The following is a 15,087-nucleotide window of genomic DNA, read 5'->3' as shown; positions in this document are numbered from 1 at the left end:
ACGGTCGAGGGCCACCGTCAGACCACGGCAAGCCGGTCCACGAGCAGTTCCACCCTCACCTCGGCGTACTCCCTCGGCAGCCGTCCCGCGCGGGTCAGGGTGGCCAGGCCATGCAGGGCCGCCCAGAAGGTCTCGGTGAACAGCCCGGGGGCGACGCCGTCGCCGGCGGCCTCGCCGAGGGTCTCCAGGAGGGCGGCGAAGGCGTCCTTCAGCGGCTCCGGGGTGTCTTCCCGCGCGAACGCGAGGCCCCCGTCGAGCTGGAACATGGCGTCGTAGACCGCCGGGTTGCGCTCGGCGAAGTCGAGGTAGGCGCGGGCGAGGGCGGCGACCCGGGCGCGGGGGCCGTCGGCTCCGGAGGTCGCGGAGGTGGCTCCGGAGGTCGCGCCGGCGGTCGCGGCGCGCACGGCCGCGGCCATCTCGGCGGCGCCTTCGAGGGCGACGGCGCCGATGATCTCCCGCTTGCCCTTGAAGTGGCTGTAGAGGACGGGCTGGCTGTACTCGATGCGCTCGGCGAGCCGACGGGTGGTGACCGCGTCCCAGCCCTGCTGCTCGGCGAGTTCGCGGGCCGTGGCCACGATGAGGCGCTCGCGGTCCGCCCGTTCACGCTGCTTGCGTTCCTGTACCGACATGACTCGATTCTAGCACCGCTAGACAATCGAGCGGCAGTAGTACTAGCGTTGCCTCATCACCTAGCAGCGCTAGATCACAGGGGGTTCGTCACCATGCTCCACGCACTCCAGGTCTTCACCACCGTCACCGTCGGCCTGATGGTCGGAGTCGAGTTCTCCGTCGCCTTCGTCATGAACCGCATCTTCGGCGCACTCCCCGAAGACGCCGACCAGCAGGCCCGCTCCCACGGCGGCCGCATGCTCGGCGCCCTCATGCCCGTCTGGTACATCACCTCGCTCGTCCTCAGCGCCGTCTGGGCCGTCGCCGCCTGGGACGAGCCCGGCACCGGCCGCGTCCTCACCGCCGCCGCCCTCCTCATCGTCAGCGTGATCATGTCGCTCCTCCTCCTCGTCCCCATCAACAACCGGGGCAAGACCTGGACCCCCGAGAACCGCCCCGAGGACTGGAAGGAGCAGATGAACCGCTGGGACCGCTACCACTACGCCCGCGTCGCCGTCATCGTCGCCGCCTTCGCCTTCCTGGTCGCCGCCCTCGTCTGAGACCACGAGCCCACGACGACGGCCCCCGCCACGAGAGGCAGGGGCCGAGGGGGTCGAGGGCGGGGTTCGCCGGCGGGGTCAGATCGCGTGCGAGCGAGCGAACGCGGTGAACGCGGACCAGGCGGCGGGGGTGGCGGTCAGCTCGCCCTTGGTGTGGTCCTTGGTGTCGCGGACGCGGACGCGGGACAGGTTGTCGGCGACCTCGATGCAGGCGTCGTTGTCGTTGCCGCTGTACGAGCTCTTGTGCCAGTTCGGGGAGGTCTCAGTCATCGTGTTCCTTCGCGATCGCGCGCATCAGTTCCAGGGACGCCCGGACACCCAACGCACCCTGCTGCAACAGATCATAGACACGCTGGAATCGCATCACCTGGGCTGGTTCTTCGGTGTAGTTGCCCGTGCTGAAGCCCTCCGTGTACGCCCCGCGCTCGCCCTTCGGGAGAGTGAGGAGAGCGACGGAACCAGCCACGGGCGTCCCCTTCATGGGCAGCACCTGGATGTTCACGTTGGGGCGCTCGCACACGGCGAGAAGGTGCTCGATCTGCTCCCGCATCACCCGGCCGCCACCCATGTCGCGGCGCAGGCAGGCCTCGTCGAGCACGATCATCATCCAGGGCGGGTCGGGCTGGTCGAGGACGGCCTGCCGTTCCAGTCGTCGGCCAACGAAGCCGCCGATCTGCCCCGAGTCGCCCGCGAGCCCGGCCTCCATCGCCGCTCGGGCGTAGTCGGCGGTCTGGAGCAGGCCCGGCACGACGATGGAGAACTCGTGTATGGCGGTGGCTTCGAGCTGGCGCCGCATGTACGTCTTCGCGTAATCGCGCACGTTCTGGTCGGTGAGGATCTTCACGAGGTGCACCAGAGATCCGGACGGCAGCCGCAGGACGATCTCCAGCTTCTTCGCCAGGTCCCGGTCCGGCGGATCCTCGCCGCGCTCGATCTCGGAGATCCTGCTGCCGCTGCTGAACACCTTCGTCGCCAGGTGCGCCTGCGTCCACTCGCGCCCCAGGGCCAGTCGCGCCTCCCGCACCAGGTTCCCCAGGTACTGCTCGATGCTGTCCCCGGGGTCCAGGTCCTTCGCTCCTGGCATATGCCTCGTTCCTCACGTGCGCCATGGAACTCAACTCCTGGTGAGCGTAGGGCCGGTCACGTCATCGTGGAGTCGTTCCGGTGGAGATCCATCAGAAAGAGAGCCCACCATGCGCACACCCCCGAACGCTCCCCCCACCCGCCCCGTCTCCGAGCCCGAAGCCGCCCGTGTCTACCTCGACCTCAAGGCCGCGATGGACACCGCCGGCCTGCCCACGAACGGGCTCTACCGGGACGTGACGCGCGGGCCGGGCGGTGACGTCCACCGGTACGGGCTCGGTGTCGTCGGCATCGGCGGGGCCAAGCGGCTCACCGCGCTGCTGCGCGCGGCGGTGAGGCCGGGTGTCGGGTGAGGTACCGGCTCGGGGACGTCGTGACCGACGCCCAGCGCGCACTGACCGGGCAGGTGCGGGGCGTGCACGGCGACCTGCTGACCCTGGTGCGGCCCAGCGGGTACCTGTGGGAGGCGGCGGCCGACCAGTGCTGGACGGCGAGCCCGGCGGAACGCGAGAGCCTGACGCCGCGCGGGGCCGTACGGATCATCAGTACGTCGCCGTCGCCCGCGCGGCCGTCTTCCTGATGGCGGTGGCCGTGGGCGCGCTCTGCGCGGCGCTGTGGCTCCGTACCCCGTAGGAACGAACAACACGAGCAAGGCAAGCGATACAAGCGACACGGGCGATACGAGCGGAGTGAGCGGCATGGGGAAGCACGGCGGCGGGACCGGGACCGGGACCGGTCAGGGTGGCAGTCAGCAGGACGACAGCGGGAGTGGGCGGGGGCACGGGGCGCTCCGTCGGCATCCGCCCGTCGAGTTCCAGCTCGCAGCCCGGCATGGTGTTCGCGATGCTCGCCGATCTCGGTCTCGATCTCGGTCTCGGTCTCGGTCTCGGTCTCGACGGTGATCTCGACGGCGATGCTGCGGTCGGGGCCGGGGGCGGGGGCGGTCACCGCGTCCTGGAGATCGGTACCGGTACGGGGTGGAACGCGGCGCTCCTGTCCCACCGGGTCGGGGCGGAGCACGTGGTGTCGATCGAGTACGACCCGGTGGTGGCGACGGGTGCGGCCGAGCGCCTCGCGGCCGCCGGGTGGGGGTCCCGGCTCGTCGGGGAGGGGCGGAAGGAGTACGGCGGGGGTGGGGAGGCGCCGTACAGCAGGGTCATCGCGACCTGTTCCGTCGGAGAGGTCCCGCGCGCATGGATCGAGCAGGCCGCGCCGGTGGGGTGATCGTCGTCCCTCGGGGGACGACGTACGGCGGCGAGGCCGTCGTACGGCTCGTACACCCTCTGGACGTACGGCACCGACCGGCGGTCCTGGGCCTCCGTGGACCACGAGCCGGGCGCGGCGGAGTTCGAGGTCGTGCAGTCCGGACCTCGGCGGCTGTGGGACGAGACGGAGGCGGCGTACGCGTGGCGGGTCGGCCGCGACCGCCGCCCGCGAACCGCGCGCGTCCTCGCCGGTGAGCTACGAGAGCCTGGCGGCGGTCGGCAGCGGTGGGCGGCGGTCAGCGGTAGCGGGTTACGGGAGTGCCGTGAACGCCTCCCGATGGTCGCGGGCCCACTGCTCGAACGTGCCCGCCGGTCGGCCGAGCACCTGCGGCACGTGGTGGGTGACGTAGGCCGCACCGCCGGACCGCGCCCAGCCGATGCCGATGCGCATCCCGTCCGGCAGGTGGTCGAGCGCATCCGTGTCGGCGATCTTGACGGGCCGTTCCAGTACGCCCTCCAGGATCGCCGCCTGGTCGGCGAACGTCAGCAGCTCCGGCCCGGTCAGGTCGTACCGCTGCCCGTCGTGCGCGTCGCCGGTCATGGCGGCGACGGCGACGGCGGCCACGTCCCTCGGGTCGACGATGGCCTGACGGGAGTCGCCGGTCAGGTTCGGGAGCGGCTCTCCGGCCTGGATCAGCGGCCGGTGCCACAGGAAGTTCGAGGCGAAGCCCGGCGGACGGAGCATCGTCCACGCGAGCCCGCTGTCCTCGATCGCCTCCTCCGCGGCGAGGTGCCACGCGCCGACGGTCTCCCCGTCGAACCGTTCGCCGCTGCCGATGGCGGACAGCTTGACGATCTTGCGGACGCCGGCCGCCCGCGCCGCCGCGACCAGGGCGATGTCGTGGTCCGCCGTCGGTACGGGAGGCACGGTGACGAGGAAGACCGTGTCGACGCCGGCCACCGCGCGCGCCAGCGACGCCGGGTCGTCGAAGTCGGCCCGCACCCCGCCGGCCCGCACCCCGCCGGCCCGCTCGCGCCGGGACATCGCCCGGAACGGCATGCCCCGCTCGGTGAGCAGGCGGACGACATGACCACCGATGGTGCCGGTGGCACCGGTAACAAGGATCATGCTCCGACGATGACGGCGCTCTCACCCCTCGCGATAGGAAGTTTCGGCACTATCGTGGGCCGCGTGGGTTCTCTCGTGGTGCCGCCTGCCCTTCTGCGGTGGGTTGCCGGGATCGACGTCGCCACGGCGGATGCTTCGGCGGGCACTCCGGCGGCGGTCGACGTACCCGATCACGCCACCACGCTCCTCCTGCGCACGGACAAGCGCGAGTTGGTCGTCATGGGCCCCCGCACCCGGGCCGCCTATCACCTCGCCACCCCGGGCCGCTCGTGCGTACGGGTTCGCATGCGGCCGGGTCGCGCCCAAGCCCTGCTCGGACGTTCGCTGCACGGTCTCGCCGACGGCGTCCTGCCGCTCCCCGACCTACCGGGTCTGGACGTCGACCAGCTCGCCACCGACCCGGTCACCGCTCTCGAAGAAGCGTTGGCCGACCACCCGGAGCCGTCGGAACGGCTCGAAGAGGCGGCGCGCCTCCTGGCCGACACCACGGTCACCGAGACCGCCACCCGGCTCCACATCAGCGAACGCCGCCTCCACGCCCTGTTCACCGACGCCACCGGCCTGTCCCCCAAGCACTTCGCCCGCATCAACCGCGTCCGCACCGTGCTCGCGGCCGACGCGGGCCCCTGGGCGGACATCGCCACGACGGCCGGCTACTACGACCAGTCCCACATGACCGCCGAGTTCCGCCGCTTCATGGGCGTCCCCCCGGCCGCGTTCACCGCGGGCCGACGCCCCGCCGCGACTCCGTGCACCGCCTGAGCCACAGGACACGGTGAGGGCCGTCTCCGGCCTGAAGCTTGAGACGGCCCTGCCATGAGGCGGGCCTGCCATGAGACGGCCCTGCCATGAGGTGGCCTGCCATGAGGTGGGCCAGCTGTCAGTTGGCCAGGCGGAAGTCGCCGCCGAGGGAGGCGGCGATCTCGTCGACGCCGGTCAGTGCGGTGAGGGTGGTCACCTCGTCGAACACCCCGAAGCCCACGCAGCCTGACGCACCTCACCCGGCCCTGTGTCCGTGCCGACGATCAGTCTTCGGCAACATGTGCGCGGCCGCGCGGCGCGAGCGAGGAATCATCAAGACTTGTGGACGAGGAGTGGTTGGCTGCCGGCAGGCGAAGGGGCTTGAGTCTCCAGTGGGGGGAGACACAAAGGTGGGGGCATGGACGGCGACACGCTCTACTCGATCGGCGAACTCGCTCGACGGACCGGTCTCACGGTCAAGACCATTCGGTTCTACTCCGATCGCGGAATCGTGACGCCGACGGACCGCAGCCCGGCCGGCTACCGCCTCTACAGCATCGACGCCGTCGCACGCCTGGACCTCGTGCGGACCCTGCGCGAGCTGGGACTGGACCTTCCCACGATCCGCAAGGTCGTGGACCGCGAGCTCTCGCTTCCCGAGGTCGCCGCGGCGCACGCCGAAGCACTGGCAGTGCAGATCCGCGTCCTGGGCCTGCGGCGCGCGGTGCTGACGGCGGTGGCCGAGCGCGGGTCCACACCTGAGGAGACGGAACTCATGCACCGGCTGGCCCAGCTTTCCGAGGACGAACGCCGACGTCTGATCGGCGAATTCCTCGACGCCGTCTTCGGCGGCCTTGACGCCGCCCCCGCATTCGCGGGGGTCATGCGCTCGATGACCCCCGAGTTGCCCGACAACCCGGAGGCGGAGCAGGTCCAGGCGTGGGTGGAATTGGCCGAAATGGCCCTGGACCCGGGTTTCCGCGCCGTCGTGCGGCGGATGGCCGAGGACCAGGCAGCCGAGCAGGCCCGAAGCGACATGATGGGCCCGCGCCGCGACATCGCCGCAGCCGTCCGTGACCAGGTCGGCCCGGCCCTGACCGCAGGCATCGACCCGGCCTCGCCCCAGGCCGATCCGATCGTCGCGGAGTTCACGGCGCACTACGCGCACCTCCTCGGCCGCCCCGACGACGTCGAGCTTCGCCGCCGGCTGACGACTCGGCTGGAGAGCGTGAACGACCCCCGCAGGGAGCGATACCTCCAGCTCCTCGCCGTGGTCAACGGCTGGCCGGCCCCGGAGAGTCTGGCTCCAGTGTTCGACTGGTCCGTCCAGGCCCTGCGCGTCCGGACACAGCAATGACGGGGCGGTCGCAAGGCGGCATGGGCCGGACGCGGCTGACGTCGGGTGAAAACGCCGCCACATATCATCGGTTGATGAGCACCCCGGTCGTACTTCAGGTGGCCGCGACGCCGGCCTCTCCCCCCCTCGTTCTTCGCCCCTGGCGCATGGAGGACGTTGCCGCATTGGTCGAGGTGAGCCGGGATCCCGCACTGCGCCAGTGGGCGAGCTCCGTCGTGGACAACGATGCCGACGGGACGCGCTGGGTGCAGGCCCAGCAGCAGGGCTGGGCAGCGGGGGACCGGTTCGGCTTCGCCGTCCTTGAGACACAACTCGGTTCATTTCGAGAACAGTTGGTGGGCAACGTGGTCCTCAAGGAAGTCACCTCCGGCAAACCGGCGGCCGAAGTGGGCTACTGGACCGCGGCGCACGCTCGCGGGCGGGGAGTGGCCTCCCGCGCTTTGGAGGCACTCACCAGCTGGGCCTTCGACACCTTCGAAGCCGACGGGCTGGAGCGTCTCGAACTCCTTCACCAGGTGGACAACCTGGCATCGTGCCGGGTTGCGCAGAAGAGCCGCTACGACTTCGACAGCATCCTGCCCGCAGCGCCGCCCTCCTTCCCCCGCGATGGCCACCTGCACATACGGCGCAGGAGTGAGCCTTTTTCAACCTCAGCTTGAGGCGTGGTGAAGGGCGAGAACGGCCTTCACGATGCCGGTGATGCGGTTGGTGCTGCACCGGAGCTTCCGGAGAAGTCGCCCGCCCAGCATTTGATCCCCGCATCAGCGAGGTTCTCGATGATTCCGTGGTGCCGGGCGGCGGTCAGATCGTGGGTCGAGCCGGGCAGGGCTGGCGAGGCCCACAGCAGGCGCCCGAACGGGTCGGTGCGGCCCCGCCTTCCCGCTTCTCTAAAGCGGTGGCTTGCTTGCAGCTAGCGGCAGGGTCCAGCTCGCGCAGGCCACCAGCGCGCTGCCGTCCTCGGTAAGGAAGAGCAGGGTGAATCGTGTCCGATTCTCAGGATCGATCAGTGCGGTGCGCACGGGCCGGTCGTACTCCCTGATGAGCTGAACCGCTCGTGCCAGCCCAGGGGGTTCGAATCCGCGCATCCGCATCCGCTGAAGTCGGTGACTGAAGACTCCGGCATGTGCACCAGTGGCTTGCACCCGCTCTTGCACCGAGTAGGGGGCGCCGCGGCGTAGGGCGGCCAGAGCTATTGCGGACGCCTCGTCATCGCCGGTCAGCAGCGCTTCCAGCACATGCCGTTCCATGGTCACCCCTGTTTGGATCGTGCGGTACAGCAGCCAGGTACCGCAACCCTAGTAACCGCCCCCGCGCGGTAGCGTCCCTACGGGCCCACCTAGTAGTGCTTCGTTAGGTCTGTTGTCCGCGAGGTGGCGAATGGTGCTTAGGATGCGGGCCATGGTGACCATCGACGTAGCTTCAGTCGCAAGTGAGGACGAGCTGCACCGACTGCTCCAGCGAGAGTTCGACTTTCCGGACTTCTACGGTCGGAACTGGGCTGCCTTCTGGGATGCCGTCAGCGGCCTTGTTCTCATCCCCGAGCATGTGCGTTTCGTGGGTTGGAAGCCGTTGGTGGAACGTGTTCCGGATGAGGCGATGATGCTGGCCGACTGCCTTGATCGATACCGCGACCTCTATCGGCCGGGTCTTCGGGTGGAGTACCTGTAGCCGTGACGAGTACCCGTCCGTACTGACAGATCTCGACCGCAGGTCACGCATGTGCCGGTCCAGCATCTCAGCAGGTCCTGGAGGGTGTCGAGGACCTGGTAGAGGGTCAGGCCGACATGTGGGCTTTTGGGTCGAGGCGCCGCATGGTAAGGAATGCCTGGGCGGCGGTGACGAGGGTGACGTGGTGGTGCCAGCCGCGCCAGGTGCGGCCCTCGAAGTGGTCCAGCCCGAGGCCGTGCTTGAGCTCGCGGTAGTCGTGCTCGATCCGCCAGCGCATCTTCGCCCAGCGGACCAGGTCGGCGACCGGTGTGGTGACAGGAAGGTTCGATATCCAGTAGCCCGTCGGGGTGTCCTGCCCATGAGGCCACTCAACCAGGAGGGTCCGTGCGGGCAGGACACCGTCCCACCGGTTGCGCCCGCCGCCCGCCTGCTGGGCCGCGGCCAGGGACTGCTTGCCCGCGGGCCTGATGGTCAGGACGGTGAAGCGTGAGGTCATCGCGCCTTTGCTGCCCTGCCTCCAGGTGACCTCGGTGAACTGTTCCGGTGCGGCTTGTGCCGCCAGAACGCAGACGGCCCGGGGCGGGGTGCGGTAGCGGGGCAGTGTCGGCGGCCCGAGCCCGCCGTAGGCAGGTTGGTGCGGCTCGGCCTCTTCGGCATGGGCGACTTCTTTACCGGTCAGCGCGAGAACATAGGACAGTCCGCGTTCCTCCAGACCGGCCCGGAACGGGGTGCTGACGCCGTAGCCCGCATCGGCGACCACCACCGGCGCCTCCAGTTCCCAGCCGGCGAGCGTGTCGAGCAGGCCGAGAGCCAGGCGCCACTTCTCCTGATGGGCAGCGGCTTCGTCCGGCACTCCTGCCCTGCGGCAGCGAGCCGGCTCGTCCGTCCACTCCCGTGGGAGATACAGCTGCCAGTTCAGCGGGCAGGACGCGGTGTCGGTAGCTGCGTGGACACTGACCGCGACCTGGCAGTTCGCTCGTTTCCCGAGTGCTCCGCAGTACTGCCGGGCCACCCCGGCCGAGGCGGTTCCGCACTTGGGGAACGACACGTCGTCGATCACCCACACCTCCGGGCGGATCGCCCGGCTCAGCCGTTCGGCGATCCGGCGCCGCACCGGCAGCGGATCCCACGGCGACTGGTTCACGAACTGCTGCAGGGCCTGCATGTTCCCGTCCGGCAACCGCTCGGCCATCGGCTGGATCGACTTCCTTCGGCCGTCCAGCATCAGCCCCCGCAGATAACACCCGCCCCACCGCCGCTGATCCCGCCTCGGCAACGACCCGAACACATCGGCAACGAACTCCGCCAACTCGCCCCGGAGCCGCTCCACCTCCCCCAGCTTCATAGCCGAAAGATGCCCACCGGCAGGAAAGATCACCCGACGTAACGAAGCACTACTAGGCCGTTTCGTTTGGATCTTGCGAGGCTTGTAATACTTCCCGAGTGGAGATGCGAGCCGAGGAGGCAGCGCGGCGTTGGCTGGCTGATCAGGGTGTCAGTCAGGTGCGCGACGGGTGGGTGAGCAACGAGAAGCCGGACGCGTTGCTCACCGCCAACGAGGTAGCGCACTCCTGGGCCGGTGATGTGTTCGCCGAAGACCTGGATGCAGCCGGCCAGGTGAGGTTGGCTTTCGGGTTGCTGGACCTCCTCGACGAGTACTGGGTCACGTGCGAGATCCGGTTCGCGAACGAGAGTGCGGAGGGTCCCCTGCCGGCCGACGTGCTGTGGGACGGCTACCGTCAGCGACTGGAGGCGGACCGGGACTCCGAGGCCGTCACCTACTCGCTGTGGGTGGACTGGTTCGAGGATCACGCCACGTCCGCGACGGCCTTCGCCGAGGTTCTCGGTAACGACATCGACCGGGTGGTGGCCGAGCGATCGGAGGCCCTGCTCCGCCGAGCCCGTCGCGTTCTGGAGTGTTCGGGACCGGTGCGCTGGACGGTGAAGGAGCTGACGTACCGCACCGCCATGCGCCTTCCTGCCCTGCACTCGGCCGTCTTCCGCGGCCTTTTGGCGAGCTTCCACGACGTCTACGGCGACCTGGAGCCGACTGCTGCACTGACCTTCCTCGGCCGGCTGGATCTCCCCACGAACACCCAGCACCTTGCCGAACTGCGCCACGTACTTGCCGCGGGGCACAAGAACCACTACCGCAGCCCTGGTGCCTGGGACGATGCGCTTCGCTCCTGCTCCTGAGCCGTTGGCCTGGCAGACCAAAGAAAGATGCTGGCGACGTAGAGTCCGGCCAGGTAGATGGTTGCGGTCTTCTCGTAGCGGGTGGCGATGCCCCGCCACTGCTTCAGGCGGTTGATGCAGCGTTCGACGGTGTTGCGCTGCTTGTACGCCTCGCGGTCGAAGGCGGGTGGCCTACCGCCTTGGCTGCCGCGCCGCAGCCGGTGACCGCGTTGATCGGCCGGAATGGGGATGACCGCCCGGATTCCGCGCTTGCGCAGGTGCTCGCGGATCGCGCGGGAGGAGTACGCCTTATCGGCCAGGACTACGTCCGGCCTGGTACGGGCACGTCCTCGCTGCCGTGGCACGCGGAGGCGGGCCATGACGTGAGCGAAGACGGGCGCGTCACCGGCCTGTCCGGCGGTGAGCACGAAGGCCAGTGGCCGACAGTGAGCATCAGAGGCGAGGTGGATCTTCGTGGTCAGTCCACCGCGAGACCGGCCGATGGCATTGTCATCGGGCTCGCCGGCCGGGGCCCCTTTTTACGGGCCCCGGCTGCGTGCTGGTGAGCACGCACGACAGTGGAGTCGACCGAGACGGCCCAACCGAGGTCTTCCTCGGCATCGGCCTGCGCGATGAGCGCGGTGAACACCCGCTCCCAGGTGCCGTCGAGGGCCCACATCCGCAGCCTGTTGTAGACGCCCCTCCAGTTCCCGTACTTCTCGGGCAGGTGGATCCACTGCGATCCGGTCTGGAACTTCCAGGCGATCGCATCGATCACCTCACGGTGATCCCGCCACCGGCCACCCCGCTGCGGCGTCCGGTCTGGCAACAACGGCTCAATCCGGGCCCACTGCACGTCAGTCAACGGCACGCCCAGACCAACGATCAGATGATCCAAACGAAACGGCCTAGCGGCCGGTAGGCCACCGCTGACCGATCCCGCTAGAACTACGGATCAAAAAGTCTCTGACATCCACGACTGACATCAACGAGGCTGTACGGGCGCGCACACGAGCGTCCTCGTACGGCAGCAGTGTCGGCGGGCAGGACGGCCGTCGTGGGCTTCAGATCGAACGCCTAAAGCGGTGCTCAGTCGGTCGTGGGCCTGCCTGTGGACTCGTACGGCCTGATGTGCCACACGTAGGGCGGCGATGCCTTGAGCAGGGCCGTCGCCAGCACGTCACGCCCGAGTCGAAGCCGAGGTCCTGAGGCAGGTACTCCCACTGGATCCCGGTGTGCAACACGTACGAGATCCCGCACAGTACATCCCTGTCCGGCAACGGCTTGCGGCCCGGATGCCGGAACCTGCGCTCACGCTGCGGCAGCAACGACTGCAGGAGATCCCACAGCTCATCCGACACGATCCACGGTGACGTCCCCGCAGCGGACAGAACGCTCAACTTCCGCCCCGGACATGGCACCCAGGAGCGGTACGCCTCATTGTGTTAGCCGTTGCTAGGCCCTGGTCTCGGTGTCAGTGAACCTCTTTCATCCTGCCCCTGAGGGGCTATAAGGCCTGGTCAACCGGTGTGGTGACAGGTCAGGGCCCCTGGTCGTTGGCGTGGTGATCTCACTCATCACACCGCCGACCGAGGGGCCCTGTTGGTTCCGTATCCTTCCATGCTCGACGTCCCGTACGACCTCGTCGAGCATGTCTCCTGGCTCATCTACGCCGGAAGGTGTGGACGCCGTTCGCGGTGGCCGAAGCTGGGGTGCTTCCAGCAGGCCCTGCTCGCGTTGGTGCACCTGCGCAAGAACGAGACGCTGCCCACCCTGGCAGCCGGCTTCGGCGGCTCGACAGCCACGGCCTGGCGCTACGTCGACGAGACCCTGGACGTCCTCGCAGCGTGGACACCAAGCCTGCACGAGGCCCTGACCGGGCTGGGCGACGCGCCTTCGCCCTGCTGAAGTCCTGGCGGCTGCTCCGGCGAGCCAGATGCTCCACCCGCCGCATCGGCACCGCCGTCCAGGCCGTCCGCACACTGCTGACCTGCAGCTCTTCAGGACGAGAACGGCTCATTGGCAGTAGTGTCAGCCGCTCGCGACGCCGACCGGCGTGGCCGACGAGGAGGGGTTGCCTTGAGCCAGTACTACGACATAGGCGACGAGACGCTGTGGAACCCGTCCAACGGGGCCTCCCGACTGTTCATGAGTCAGGTGGACCTCTACCAGGCGGAACTGGGGCTACCGTCCGGCATCGGTCCCATGGATGGTGACGAGTGCCAGATCGACCCCATCGTGTTCGAGGAGTTCGTCGACACCCTGCTCGCGTGGCACCGGAGAACGACTCACAGAGTCATGATCGCCCTCTCCGAGGGCTTCGTCGCCACGACGCTGGTCCTGGCGGAAAGGGCAGGCATCGAGGTGAACTGGCAGCCGGCAGGCTCCGCCGAAGACGGTGCCCTCAGGGATGTTCAGGTGCCGGCAGCCCCCGTTTCCTCTGAGGCGGCTTGGGCGGCCGCCCTTCAGCACAAGTCACGCGAGCTGGGCCGATTCATGCCGCGCTGAGCCTGCTCTGCCGACGAGGTGCCACGGTCATCGGCAAGGTGTCGGGAGGCCCCAGTAGAACTCCATGCCGGAGTACAAGTGGGGTTCACCTGTGTAGGGGTTCACCTGTGTAGGGGTCGATGCCGGAATCCCAGCGTCGTTCTTCCTCGCGCCAGTGGAGGAAATGCGGAGTGGATTCTCCCCAAAGGGAGGCGTCGCTGAGTGGGCACTCGTCGAAGCCCTTGGTGAACAGGCGCCGGAGGAACTCCGTCATTCCGCAGTCGTAGATCTTCCAGTGGGGCCGGCCGTGCCGTTCCCAGACGATCACGGGCCACTTGTCGGGGTCGTCGTCGACGGTGAGCCAGCCGAGAATGTCGGCTCCGCAACTGGCACCCCATGCGAGGACGTGGGTGGGGTCGGCGTCCACCCCGTCCGGCCCTCCTTCGACCTCCCATATCTGCCGCATGGTGGCCGTCTCGCCGGCCATGCCTCCGTATCCGGGGCCGTCCGACGGCTGTGTGCCCGCTTCGGGCGTGAGGACCCCCAGTGTGTCGCCGACGCCTCCAGCTCCGTACGTGCCCATGAAGGCGATGTAGTCGGAGGGGAAAACGATTCCCCAAGCCCGTCGCATCGCATCCCAGTCCACCTGCTCATCGGCGCCGTCCTGTGGCGACATCACCGCAGTGAGTGCGGCAAGAACGGTTGCTTCAGACGGCATGTCTCCCCCAGCGCTGCGCATCGTCGGATGCAAGGTATCCAGCACCACCGACATCGGCTTTCGAGGGGTGTAAGCACCGGCCCGGGGACACCCCACCGGCGTCGCCGGGCGACCGGGCGACCAGGCAGCCGGACGACCAGGCAGCCGGGCAACCAGGCGGCCTACCGCACCGGGGCGTGACAGTGCCGCTCCCGTCCCCGAGGGTTCCGGCGGCTTCACACGCGCCGCAGAGTGGCCTCCTTGCCCCACTCCGAACCGCCGAGGAGCAGGGTGGACCCCCTGAGCGTGAAGTCGATCTGCGCCTCGGACCGGCACGTCTGTTTCGGGTCCTCGGTGATGACCTCGTGGATGATCAGCTTCTCGGTCATGCCGGCCACCAGGGTCAGTTCCCCCTTGCACGACGACACGGGCCAATCGATCGTGCCGACCGCCTGGCCCTCCCGCCCCGCCCGCAGGTTCACGATGATCAGCTCCTCGTCGTCACTGGTGGAACCGCGCCACGTCCCTGCCCAGCCCTCGGGAGTCCGTCCGCTGAGGGCCGGCGGGACGGCCGTCGCCGACGGGGAGTCAACCTCTTCGGACGTCGTCGGAGTCGGAGTCGGAGTCAGCGTCGAGGGCGAGGTCGGGGGCGGGGTCGAAGTTGGCGTCGAGGTCGGCGCCTTCTGCTCCACCGGCCGGGGCGTACCCCCGGAAGGCTCGCCGTCACCCGTCCCGGCCGTAGCCGATTCGCCCGCCCGCCGCGCGTCCGACTTCGCCCCGTCGAATACGGGAAACAGCCAAGCCAGCAAGCCCACGACGAGACTCAGAGCCGTCACCCCCAGGCTCGCGAACACCACCCACGCCGGCCTCGACTCAGACACTCGCGTCTCCCCCCGCTCCACGCCTCCCCCGCGATCGGGGGGATGATGTTCGATGCCCACATTCGCCGCCAGGGAACCCAACACCGCCTGGCATGCGCCTCAGTGACTGGTCGTCAATGTGGTGCTTCTGCGTGCGCGTCGCCCCTGACGCACGCTCGGCACGGGCGCATCACCCGGAAGAGGGTTATTCGCTCGGCGCGTCGAGCTGGACACTCTCGGTGATGTAGGTTCACGCAAAACGGCCCCCGTCGATGGTTCGCACCCATCGGCGAGGGCCTGAACCACTAGTGGAATAAGAGTCCACCGTGATCTACCGGCACTTTAGCTCGCCCTCGCGCGCCTTCACCCAGCTCTCGCACGAGCTCATCCGGCATCCCCGGCTCAGCTCCAACGCCGTGCGGCTCCTGACCTGGCAGCTTTCCCTCCCCAAAGGCGCCCGCGAATCCCTGTCGCGAACCGCCGAACGTGCCCGGATCGGGGCATGTGCCTTCGGGC

Annotated in this window: 19 protein-coding genes and 3 pseudogenes; 11 read left to right on the top strand and 11 right to left on the bottom strand. The window is 68.9% G+C overall.

The features are described from left to right. Nucleotides 1–17 precede the first annotated feature (17 nt). Nucleotides 18–629 carry a TetR/AcrR family transcriptional regulator gene (locus ACIQFX_RS35915; protein ID WP_402472054.1) on the bottom strand — a complete coding sequence of 204 codons (612 nt, stop codon included), beginning with the start codon at nucleotides 627–629 and terminating at the stop codon, nucleotides 18–20. Nucleotides 630–722: 93 nt separating this feature from the next. Here ACIQFX_RS35915 and ACIQFX_RS35910 point away from each other — a divergent pair, with 93 nt between their 5' ends. Next, nucleotides 723–1,169, top strand: coding sequence for an anthrone oxygenase family protein (locus tag ACIQFX_RS35910; protein ID WP_402472052.1), 447 nt, complete (start codon nucleotides 723–725; stop codon nucleotides 1,167–1,169). Nucleotides 1,170–1,247: 78 nt separating this feature from the next. Here the strand turns inward: ACIQFX_RS35910 and ACIQFX_RS35905 are convergent, their stop codons facing one another. After that, entirely contained in the window at nucleotides 1,248–1,439 is a 192-nt protein-coding gene (locus ACIQFX_RS35905; protein ID WP_402472050.1) for a DUF397 domain-containing protein, read from the bottom strand. Then, on the bottom strand, nucleotides 1,432–2,253 hold the full coding sequence (locus ACIQFX_RS35900; protein WP_402472048.1) for a Scr1 family TA system antitoxin-like transcriptional regulator: 822 nt from the start codon (nucleotides 2,251–2,253) through the stop codon (nucleotides 1,432–1,434). The genes ACIQFX_RS35905 and ACIQFX_RS35900 overlap by 8 nt, the downstream gene beginning before the upstream one ends. Before the next feature lie 109 nt (nucleotides 2,254–2,362). Between ACIQFX_RS35900 and ACIQFX_RS35895 the strand changes: the two genes are divergently transcribed. The 3 genes from ACIQFX_RS35895 to ACIQFX_RS35885 all read left to right on the top strand — a co-directional run bounded on the left by ACIQFX_RS35895 (nucleotide 2,363) and on the right by ACIQFX_RS35885 (nucleotide 3,476). Next, a complete protein-coding gene (locus ACIQFX_RS35895; RefSeq protein ID WP_402472046.1) occupies nucleotides 2,363–2,605 on the top strand; it encodes a hypothetical protein in 243 nt (80 codons plus the stop codon). 20 nt (nucleotides 2,606–2,625) lie between these two features. Continuing rightward, nucleotides 2,626–2,832 carry a hypothetical protein gene (locus ACIQFX_RS35890; RefSeq protein ID WP_402472045.1) on the top strand — a complete coding sequence of 69 codons (207 nt, stop codon included), beginning with the start codon at nucleotides 2,626–2,628 and terminating at the stop codon, nucleotides 2,830–2,832. A 263-nt stretch (nucleotides 2,833–3,095) separates the two neighbouring features. After that, nucleotides 3,096–3,476: a hypothetical protein gene (locus ACIQFX_RS35885; RefSeq protein ID WP_402472043.1), complete on the top strand. Its 381-nt coding sequence runs from the start codon at nucleotides 3,096–3,098 to the stop codon at nucleotides 3,474–3,476. A 291-nt stretch (nucleotides 3,477–3,767) separates the two neighbouring features. On the opposite strand, the gene ACIQFX_RS35880 is transcribed toward ACIQFX_RS35885, so the two are convergent. Further along, a complete protein-coding gene (locus ACIQFX_RS35880) occupies nucleotides 3,768–4,586 on the bottom strand; it encodes an NAD(P)H-binding protein (RefSeq protein ID WP_402472041.1) in 819 nt (272 codons plus the stop codon). Between the two features lie 63 nt (nucleotides 4,587–4,649). Here ACIQFX_RS35880 and ACIQFX_RS35875 point away from each other — a divergent pair, with 63 nt between their 5' ends. The 3 genes from ACIQFX_RS35875 (at nucleotide 4,650) to ACIQFX_RS35865 (ending at nucleotide 7,343) form a co-directional block, all read left to right on the top strand. Next, on the top strand, nucleotides 4,650–5,348 hold the full coding sequence (locus ACIQFX_RS35875) for a helix-turn-helix domain-containing protein (protein ID WP_402472038.1): 699 nt from the start codon (nucleotides 4,650–4,652) through the stop codon (nucleotides 5,346–5,348). A gap of 397 nt (nucleotides 5,349–5,745) precedes the next feature. Then, complete coding sequence (locus tag ACIQFX_RS35870) at nucleotides 5,746–6,684, top strand: MerR family transcriptional regulator (protein WP_402472035.1); 939 nt, start codon at nucleotides 5,746–5,748, stop codon at nucleotides 6,682–6,684. 74 nt (nucleotides 6,685–6,758) lie between these two features. Beyond that, nucleotides 6,759–7,343 carry a GNAT family N-acetyltransferase gene (locus ACIQFX_RS35865; protein WP_402472033.1) on the top strand — a complete coding sequence of 195 codons (585 nt, stop codon included), beginning with the start codon at nucleotides 6,759–6,761 and terminating at the stop codon, nucleotides 7,341–7,343. Here the strand turns inward: ACIQFX_RS35865 and ACIQFX_RS35860 are convergent. Beyond that, nucleotides 7,335–7,546: pseudogene (locus tag ACIQFX_RS35860) on the bottom strand (IS5/IS1182 family transposase); the annotation flags it as partial. The gene ACIQFX_RS35865 and the pseudogene ACIQFX_RS35860 overlap by 9 nt on opposite strands. A gap of 25 nt (nucleotides 7,547–7,571) precedes the next feature. Continuing rightward, on the bottom strand, nucleotides 7,572–7,931 hold the full coding sequence (locus ACIQFX_RS35855; protein ID WP_402472031.1) for a hypothetical protein: 360 nt from the start codon (nucleotides 7,929–7,931) through the stop codon (nucleotides 7,572–7,574). 151 nt (nucleotides 7,932–8,082) lie between these two features. On the opposite strand from ACIQFX_RS35855, the gene ACIQFX_RS35850 reads away from it, so the two are divergent. Then, nucleotides 8,083–8,352: a barstar family protein gene (locus ACIQFX_RS35850; RefSeq protein ID WP_402472028.1), complete on the top strand. Its 270-nt coding sequence runs from the start codon at nucleotides 8,083–8,085 to the stop codon at nucleotides 8,350–8,352. Nucleotides 8,353–8,458: 106 nt separating this feature from the next. On the opposite strand, the gene ACIQFX_RS35845 is transcribed toward ACIQFX_RS35850, so the two are convergent. Next, complete coding sequence (locus ACIQFX_RS35845; RefSeq protein WP_402472026.1) at nucleotides 8,459–9,697, bottom strand: IS701 family transposase; 1,239 nt, start codon at nucleotides 9,695–9,697, stop codon at nucleotides 8,459–8,461. A 104-nt stretch (nucleotides 9,698–9,801) separates the two neighbouring features. On the opposite strand from ACIQFX_RS35845, the gene ACIQFX_RS35840 reads away from it, so the two are divergent. Next, the gene (locus tag ACIQFX_RS35840; RefSeq protein ID WP_402472142.1) at nucleotides 9,802–10,548 is read left to right on the top strand and encodes a hypothetical protein; all 747 of its coding nucleotides are present in this window, start codon (nucleotides 9,802–9,804) and stop codon (nucleotides 10,546–10,548) included. Here ACIQFX_RS35840 and ACIQFX_RS35835 read toward each other — a convergent pair. After that, a protein-coding gene (locus tag ACIQFX_RS35835) for an IS5 family transposase (RefSeq protein ID WP_402472139.1) occupies nucleotides 10,500–11,413 on the bottom strand; the annotation gives its coding sequence in 2 pieces (ribosomal slippage) (nucleotides 10,500–11,059 and nucleotides 11,059–11,413; 915 coding nt in all). The two genes, ACIQFX_RS35840 and ACIQFX_RS35835, sit on opposite strands and share 49 nt — an antisense overlap. A 280-nt stretch (nucleotides 11,414–11,693) precedes the next feature. Next, a pseudogene (locus tag ACIQFX_RS35830) lies at nucleotides 11,694–11,948 on the bottom strand (transposase); the annotation flags it as partial. A 140-nt stretch (nucleotides 11,949–12,088) separates the two neighbouring features. Here ACIQFX_RS35830 and ACIQFX_RS35825 point away from each other — a divergent pair. Then, nucleotides 12,089–12,533 (top strand): annotated as a pseudogene (locus ACIQFX_RS35825) (transposase family protein); the annotation flags it as partial. 73 nt (nucleotides 12,534–12,606) lie between these two features. Further along, nucleotides 12,607–13,035, top strand: a complete 429-nt coding sequence (locus ACIQFX_RS35820; protein ID WP_402472023.1) for a DUF6086 family protein — start codon at nucleotides 12,607–12,609, stop codon at nucleotides 13,033–13,035. A gap of 85 nt (nucleotides 13,036–13,120) precedes the next feature. Here the strand turns inward: ACIQFX_RS35820 and ACIQFX_RS35815 are convergent, their stop codons facing one another. Beyond that, nucleotides 13,121–13,732 carry a hypothetical protein gene (locus tag ACIQFX_RS35815; protein ID WP_402472021.1) on the bottom strand — a complete coding sequence of 204 codons (612 nt, stop codon included), beginning with the start codon at nucleotides 13,730–13,732 and terminating at the stop codon, nucleotides 13,121–13,123. A gap of 215 nt (nucleotides 13,733–13,947) precedes the next feature. Continuing rightward, a complete protein-coding gene (locus tag ACIQFX_RS35810) occupies nucleotides 13,948–14,568 on the bottom strand; it encodes a hypothetical protein (protein WP_402472020.1) in 621 nt (206 codons plus the stop codon). Nucleotides 14,569–15,087: the final 519 nt, after the last annotated feature.

This window comes from Streptomyces sp. NPDC093089, assembly GCF_044754405.1.
GTDB lineage: Bacteria > Actinomycetota > Actinomycetes > Streptomycetales > Streptomycetaceae > Streptomyces.
The sequence above is the reverse complement of the archived record's forward strand: the minus strand, read 5'-3'. Positions and strand labels throughout refer to the sequence as shown.

What these genes read in the sequence shown, in the direction of transcription:
- ACIQFX_RS35865 (WP_402472033.1), top strand. Translation starts at nt 6,759, where the DNA reads ATGAGCACCCCGGTCGTACTTCAGGTGGCCGCGACGCCGGCCTCTCCC.
- ACIQFX_RS35900 (WP_402472048.1), bottom strand. Translation starts at nt 2,253, where the DNA reads ATGCCAGGAGCGAAGGACCTGGACCCCGGGGACAGCATCGAGCAGTAC.
- ACIQFX_RS35845 (WP_402472026.1), bottom strand. Translation starts at nt 9,697, where the DNA reads ATGAAGCTGGGGGAGGTGGAGCGGCTCCGGGGCGAGTTGGCGGAGTTC.
- ACIQFX_RS35915 (WP_402472054.1), bottom strand. Translation starts at nt 629, where the DNA reads ATGTCGGTACAGGAACGCAAGCAGCGTGAACGGGCGGACCGCGAGCGC.
- ACIQFX_RS35895 (WP_402472046.1), top strand. Translation starts at nt 2,363, where the DNA reads ATGCGCACACCCCCGAACGCTCCCCCCACCCGCCCCGTCTCCGAGCCC.
- ACIQFX_RS35905 (WP_402472050.1), bottom strand. Translation starts at nt 1,439, where the DNA reads ATGACTGAGACCTCCCCGAACTGGCACAAGAGCTCGTACAGCGGCAAC.
- ACIQFX_RS35885 (WP_402472043.1), top strand. Translation starts at nt 3,096, where the DNA reads ATGCTCGCCGATCTCGGTCTCGATCTCGGTCTCGGTCTCGGTCTCGGT.
- ACIQFX_RS35855 (WP_402472031.1), bottom strand. Translation starts at nt 7,931, where the DNA reads ATGGAACGGCATGTGCTGGAAGCGCTGCTGACCGGCGATGACGAGGCG.
- ACIQFX_RS35870 (WP_402472035.1), top strand. Translation starts at nt 5,746, where the DNA reads ATGGACGGCGACACGCTCTACTCGATCGGCGAACTCGCTCGACGGACC.
- ACIQFX_RS35840 (WP_402472142.1), top strand. Translation starts at nt 9,802, where the DNA reads ATGCGAGCCGAGGAGGCAGCGCGGCGTTGGCTGGCTGATCAGGGTGTC.
- ACIQFX_RS35815 (WP_402472021.1), bottom strand. Translation starts at nt 13,732, where the DNA reads ATGCCGTCTGAAGCAACCGTTCTTGCCGCACTCACTGCGGTGATGTCG.
- ACIQFX_RS35880 (WP_402472041.1), bottom strand. Translation starts at nt 4,586, where the DNA reads ATGATCCTTGTTACCGGTGCCACCGGCACCATCGGTGGTCATGTCGTC.
- ACIQFX_RS35850 (WP_402472028.1), top strand. Translation starts at nt 8,083, where the DNA reads ATGGTGACCATCGACGTAGCTTCAGTCGCAAGTGAGGACGAGCTGCAC.
- ACIQFX_RS35910 (WP_402472052.1), top strand. Translation starts at nt 723, where the DNA reads ATGCTCCACGCACTCCAGGTCTTCACCACCGTCACCGTCGGCCTGATG.